The 6,310-nt window shown below is 24.5% G+C and carries 7 protein-coding genes and 2 pseudogenes; 7 read left to right on the top strand and 2 right to left on the bottom strand.

Annotation, left to right across the window (positions count from 1 at the left end):
* Positions 1–597 precede the first annotated feature (597 nt).
* From ABUA17_RS18155 to ABUA17_RS18135, 5 genes and pseudogenes are all read left to right on the top strand, one after another.
* Complete coding sequence (locus tag ABUA17_RS18155) at positions 598–996, top strand: hypothetical protein (RefSeq protein ID WP_042403054.1); 399 nt, start codon at positions 598–600, stop codon at positions 994–996.
* A gap of 54 nt (positions 997–1,050) precedes the next feature.
* Complete coding sequence (locus ABUA17_RS18150; RefSeq protein WP_260457825.1) at positions 1,051–1,176, top strand: hypothetical protein; 126 nt, start codon at positions 1,051–1,053, stop codon at positions 1,174–1,176.
* Positions 1,177–1,271: 95 nt separating this feature from the next.
* Entirely contained in the window at positions 1,272–1,493 is a 222-nt protein-coding gene (locus tag ABUA17_RS18145) for a YdbC family protein (RefSeq protein ID WP_042403051.1), read from the top strand.
* Positions 1,494–1,574: 81 nt separating this feature from the next.
* On the top strand, positions 1,575–2,000 hold the full coding sequence (locus tag ABUA17_RS18140; RefSeq protein ID WP_195951880.1) for a DUF262 domain-containing protein: 426 nt from the start codon (positions 1,575–1,577) through the stop codon (positions 1,998–2,000).
* Positions 1,972–2,688, top strand: a pseudogene (locus ABUA17_RS18135) (PD-(D/E)XK nuclease domain-containing protein); the annotation flags it as partial. The gene ABUA17_RS18140 and the pseudogene ABUA17_RS18135, both read left to right, overlap by 29 nt.
* 285 nt (positions 2,689–2,973) lie before the next feature.
* Here ABUA17_RS18135 and ABUA17_RS18130 read toward each other — a convergent pair.
* Together ABUA17_RS18130 and ABUA17_RS18125 are read right to left on the bottom strand one after the other, a co-directional pair.
* Positions 2,974–3,453 carry a Uma2 family endonuclease gene (locus ABUA17_RS18130; RefSeq protein ID WP_316320779.1) on the bottom strand — a complete coding sequence of 160 codons (480 nt, stop codon included), beginning with the start codon at positions 3,451–3,453 and terminating at the stop codon, positions 2,974–2,976.
* Positions 3,454–3,587: 134 nt separating this feature from the next.
* Positions 3,588–3,698: pseudogene (locus tag ABUA17_RS18125) on the bottom strand (ribbon-helix-helix domain-containing protein); the annotation flags it as partial.
* 936 nt (positions 3,699–4,634) lie between these two features.
* On the opposite strand from ABUA17_RS18125, the gene ABUA17_RS18120 reads away from it, so the two are divergent.
* Both ABUA17_RS18120 and ABUA17_RS18115 read left to right on the top strand, forming a co-directional pair.
* Positions 4,635–5,414: a formate/nitrite transporter family protein gene (locus ABUA17_RS18120; RefSeq protein ID WP_195951883.1), complete on the top strand. Its 780-nt coding sequence runs from the start codon at positions 4,635–4,637 to the stop codon at positions 5,412–5,414.
* A 269-nt stretch (positions 5,415–5,683) separates the two neighbouring features.
* Positions 5,684–6,193 carry a ferritin gene (locus ABUA17_RS18115; RefSeq protein WP_042398159.1) on the top strand — a complete coding sequence of 170 codons (510 nt, stop codon included), beginning with the start codon at positions 5,684–5,686 and terminating at the stop codon, positions 6,191–6,193.
* Positions 6,194–6,310: the final 117 nt, after the last annotated feature.

Raw genomic sequence — 6,310 nt, 5'->3', positions numbered from 1 at the left:
ATTGATACTGCTGAAATTGAAGATAGGATTAAGAAATTGAATTTGGATAATATTTTTGAACAAAAATTAGTTTAGAATATAGATATATTAGGCCACTAGCAATGAATTAAAATTTGCTAGTGGTCTTTTGACTGAAAAGATAAGTTGTTTTAAAGGTTTATTAGGATAGTAGATGATATAATTATTCCTAATGATAATTTTACTAGTGTATAGGATGTTATTCCAATAAAATATGATGGGAACATAGATATGATTATTGAAACAATAAGTAAGAAAAAATTAAAAGAGTGTGTTTAAAGTCAAATTGAAAATAATCTTAATTTGATTGAAAGTGATTAGATTAAAATAAATATAGTTAAAACACCTTAATAGACTGAAAAGTTTATTAAGGTGTTATTTTTTACAAAATATAATCCATATAATAACAATTTGAGCTGGAAACACCTCAATATGTCGAAATCACTCAATAAATAATCAAGTTATTTTCAGCAATAATTATATATTTGATATGAAATTAACTCAGTTCGACAGAAGGATATGAAAATATAGCGTATAATATACATTAATACTATTATTTGTAAAAGAGAGATATAAAAGATGTTAGGTAAAAAAATTGAAATTGCAAGAAAATCAGTAGATTTAATAAGAGAGTTTTTTAGTTTAGAAGCTATTTTAGGAGAAAATTTATGTAGGGGAATAGAAATCAATAAAGAAACGGCTTCTATTATAATTAATGATTTATATGAAGGTGTTTTAGAATATGATGTTGAAAAGGCAGCAATAGCATTTGAGGAAAGAATAAATGGATGGGGTCCATGTTCTAGTGGATTTTATGATGCTATAGAGGAAGAAAAGAATTGCTTTGATGATAAGTTTAGTGAATTAAGTAAAGATGAATTTATAAATTATGTAGGAAGTATATATTATACCGAATATAGATGTGAAGAAATAGTTAAGGAATTAAAGGAATTAGCTGAAGAATATAAAGAATTATAAAGTAGTTTTATTTTGATATACAAAGAAACTTGAAAAGGTGAAAGTAAGTGAGAGATGGATATAATTAATCATATTACTTATAATGTTGTAGAAGGAACATATGATAGTGATATATTTACAGCAGAAGATAAAGGAAAAGATTTTAGTAAAGCATTTTTATCATTGAAATATGTTAAGTAAAATATTATGTTTAGATATTTCTACACAATTAAAGTTAGTAGAAATAAGTGAATTTGATGATTTAGGTATAAGAATATAAGAGGGAGGATTAATTTATGGCAGATATAAAATTTGAAATTAAAGAAACATTAGGTGCTATAGCAGAATCAGCTAAAGGTTGGAAAAAGGAATTAAATATAATTAGTTGGAATGGTAAAGAAGCTAAATATGATTTGAGGGAATGGTCACCTGATCATGAAAAGATGGGGAAAGGCGTTACATTAACTAACGATGAATTAAAATCATTGAGGGATTTATTAAATAGTATAGAATTTTAAGTTTTATTTGAGGTTATGAAAGTATAAATAAAAGAAAAAGTTATTGATTTATTCGATTCAACGAAAGAACCTGCTATTAACATGGTATATGAAGTATTTTTAGATTCATCAGATACAAACTTTGTCATTCCAGTATATCAAAGAAATTATGATTGGAAAAAAGAACAGTGTAAGCAGTTATATGATGATTTAGTAAATATGATAAAGTATAAATATAAAAATCATTTCTTTGGAACAATAGTATCAATTTATAATGATAGTGGAAGAAATAGAGAGTATTTAATTATAGATGGTCAACAAAGGATAACAACTATTTCTATATTATTATTAGCGATAGTTAATATAATAAAAGAAAATAGATTAAAAGCAAATGGAATAATAAAAGAAAAGCTTACTAATCAATATTTAATAAATCAATATTGTGAAGATGATGATAGAAAGTTAAAATTAAAGCCAATAAAAAATGATAGACAAGCATTTGAAAAGTCTTATAGAAAGAGCAGATGATATAACAAAAAGCGAAATAGAGGCTTTAATAGAAGGTAAAACTATAGAAAAAGCAGTACATGAAGACATAACCTACAATGATGTTTATGATAATTTAGATAACCTTTGGAACTTTATGTTCTTTACAGGATATTTCAAAAAGATAAGTGAAAGAATGGATGAAAATACCCAAGAAAAGTTTGTAGAGCTAGCAATACCAAACTTAGAAGTTAAGTATATCTTTAGAACTAAGATACTTAAATGGTTTAATGAAAAGATAAAGAGCGAAGATTTATCTCTTCTTTATACTTCAATTATAAAAGGAGAAGTTGATGTATTCCAAAGGGAAGTAAATAGATTATTGAAGAAGACAATAAGCTTTAATGATGCATATGAAAACTTTTATCATGGATTTATGATAGGATTATTATCTCATATGGATGGTTACATTGTAAAATCCAACAGGGAGAGCGGGGATGGAAGATGTGATATTTATATAAAACCACTATCAATTTTTGATAAAGCAGTAATAATTGAAATGAAGGTTTGTGATAAACCAAAAGAGCTATTTACAAAGCCACAAGATGCTCTGCAGCAAATTGAAGATAAAAAATATGCATATGAACTTAATCAAAGTGGTTATGAGGATATTATAAAGTATGGAATGGCTTTTTATAGAAAAGACTGTATTGTAAAAATAAAAGAATAACAAGCAAATCTAAAGGAAACATACATCTAATATTTTATTGGAACTGAATAAAAAAGGATTATTTCACTCATATTATAAAATGTACTCTATAGGATAAGACTCTTTTATATTGTTTACTCTATAGGGTACATTTTAAAGATCAAAGGTTTTTAATTTATTTTTAAGTATAGTCTTTTAAGCTATTATTTTTAGATAATACCATTAAAATCTATTTCTAAGTTGTTGAAGATGTTTACTTTTATTTTGTCATTAAAAGTATACAAATCAGGCTGATTATAGCCACTTTCAGTTAAAGTATAAACTAAAATGTTTTTTTTTCATAGGATTTACTATCCAATATTCTTTAACTTTATATTTTTCATAAAGGTAAAGTTTTTTTACATAGTCATTTCCAGGATTAAATTTAGAAACAATCTTAACAATCATATCAGGAGAACCAAAGCAACCTTTATCATTTAATTTATTTTTATCACAAATTACTGATATATCAGGTTGAACAATATTTTTGCTATCATTTTCATTTTCATTTTCGTTAATTAACACAACGTCAAAAGGAGCAGGATAGACTTTACATTGTCCTTTGTTAGATTTAATATAATTTCTTAATTCTGCTGAAATTTCCATTATTAATTCTTGATGTATTCTACTTGGAGCAGGAGACATTGCAAAAATCTTGCCATCAATAATTTCAACAAACTCATCATTTGGGAAATTTAAATAATCATAATAAGTATAAACTTTATTATTTATTTGTTGGATAGCCAATTCATCACCTCAATTAATTTATTTTATTACATTTAAGTGATCTTGAATTACAAAAACATCTTTTTCAGTATCTTGAACCTTACGAGTTATGAACTTAACATCAGTTTTAGTATCAGATAAATCACTTTTTTATATTAATTAAATAGTAGTTCTAGAGATATATCAACCAGTTTCGACCATGGTATCATAGTTTTTGCACTAAGTTTATCCAGTCTATTATTGTAATCTAAATCTATTGATGTATTGAATCTAACTTTAGTTTTAACTTTCTATATTTACTTCATTAATGTAATAATATTAATCAAATTCAATTTATTTTAGATATATTTTTATAAATTAGTTTTTGATAAAAGATAATTTGGTATTTAAAGATATCTAATACAATAATAAAAAGCTATCTAATAAGAACATTTAAGTTTAAAAAAATATAATAAACTTGATTTCAATTTATTACTTTTTTATATAGTCTTTTACAAATTATTTTTAACTATAATTATTTTAATTATTAGTATTATTAAGATAATTTTCTAAAAATATATTTATTAAATTACTTAACGACATTACTTTATTAAGGTATTATTTCTTTGCTTGTAAAGTTAAGTTTTTATCAACCATGATAGTTAAATTTTTTTAATGCTAATTCCTCAAAAAAGTTTCTTTATTCAATTTAACTTAATTTTATCATAATTACGTAAGAAAAGAAATTACGTAAAATAAAAAAAATGATAGTTACGTAATGGAGGATAAATTAAATTAGAACATTAAAGACATCTAAAAATTTCATATCGCTTAAACAATATATTAGAACTAAAGACTTTATCAGCAAATGAACAATATCTTTTAGAATTTATTTTGATAATAAGTATTAAAGATGCTTTTCTTATTTATTTGATATAAGTTAAAAAAAGTGATAAAAAAATATCAAATAAAATAATAGTATTTTTTCTGATTATCCAAATAAAAGAATAATCTTAATAAAATTTAATTGCTAAAATTTACTTTAATTATAACTAAAATAGAAAAAATGACTAAAATAACAATAAAAAATACAAAAAATATAGAAAAAAATCTAAAAAATACAACAATTTTGTGATAATAATCACTGAATACAATCAAATTAGACATTATAATAACCTTACAGATTGTTATTAAAATAACAAATAGAGTTAGGGGGAATAATAATGTTTAACGAAGAATTTAACAAAGTTGCAGGTGCAGCTAAAGCTAAAAATGAATTATTAAAAAATAATAAAGTTGGATATTTAGTTTCAGCGATGTTAGCAGGACTTTTTGTAGGTATGGCTATAATGCTTATATTTACAATAGGAGGATTATTATCATCAGCAGGTTCACCAGTAACTAAAATAGTAATGGGAATTGCTTTTGGTGGAGCTTTAAGCTTAGTTGTAATGGCTGGATCTGAATTATTTACAGGTAACAACTTTGTAATGGCAGTTGGATCATTAAACAAGACTGTATCATGGATGGATACTATAAAGGTTTGGATAGCAGGATTTATTGGAAATTTAGCAGGTTCAATATTAGCAGGATATATGTTTTACTTAACAGGTCTTGCAACAGGACCAGTTGGAGAGTTTATAGCAAATACTGCAGCTACAAAAATGAGCTTACCAGTTTCAGAATTATTCTTTAGAGGATTATTCTGTAATATATTAGTTTGTTTAGCTGTATGGTGTAGCTTTAGATGTAAAGATGATGTTTCAAAATTAATAATGATATTCTGGTGCTTATTCATATTCATAACATGTGGATTTGAGCATAGTGTTGCTAATATGACATTACTTACAATAGCACTATTAGCTCCAGGAACATCAGCTGTAAGTGTATCAGGATATATTTATAATATAGGAATAGTTACTTTAGGAAATATGGTTGGAGGAATTTTATTTGTAGCAATTCCTTACTACTTAATTTCAAAGAATAAAAAAGTTTCTAATTAATTATTTAAAGATTTATATAAAAAAGATATAGTGTCTAGTAATACATTAGATTCTATATCTTTTTTTGTTATATTTAATATGTACTATATATTTTATAATAACGTAGATATTTTGTGTTGCAGAAATTAGTGCATTTTCACTTATAAAAACAGAATAAAAGTCATAGTATTATTAAATTTAACAAGTAGAAATTACTAACAAATTATTGCAATTAATATAATATTTAATATATTATATAGTTATATTTTAATAGAGGAGGAGTTAAGGCAATGCTTAGTGAAAAATTATTAAAAGCTCTTAATGAACAAGTTAATTTTGAATTTTATTCTTCTTATACATATCTTGCAATGGCGGGATATTGTGAATCAATTGATTTAAGCGGATTTGCTAATTTCTTTAGAGTTCAAGCTAAAGAAGAATTAGATCATGCCATGAAATTATATGATTATGTATATCAAAAAAATGGATCAATTGAATTAGAGCAAGTAAATAAACCACAAACACAATATGATGGAGTAATTGATGTGTTCCAAAAAGGATATGAGCATGAGCAATTAGTTACAAAAAAGATATATTTATTAACTGATATAGCTTATGAAGAAAGAGAACATTCTACAATTAGTTTACTTAAGTGGTTTATCGATGAACAAGTAGAAGAAGAAAATAACTTTAATGCTTTACTTAAAAAAGTAAGAAGAGCTGGGGATAACCAAGCAGCATTATATTTACTTGATGATGAATTACAAAAGAGACAATATTTATCTCCACAAAATGTATAGTTTTTGAATTCTATTAATTTTGAGTGGGAACAATTAATAGAAAAAGGGGCTGTATCAAAATAAATTTTGATATTAGCCGATAAAAAAAGGAGGGTTCGAATTCGAATCCTCCTTTTT

This window comes from Clostridium sp. RTP31139st1_H3_RTP31139_211217, from assembly GCF_040227035.1.
GTDB classification, from domain to species: Bacteria; Bacillota; Clostridia; order Clostridiales; family Clostridiaceae; genus Clostridium; species Clostridium saudiense.
Note: the sequence above shows the minus strand (reverse complement) of the source record. Positions and strands in the feature narration are given on the sequence as shown.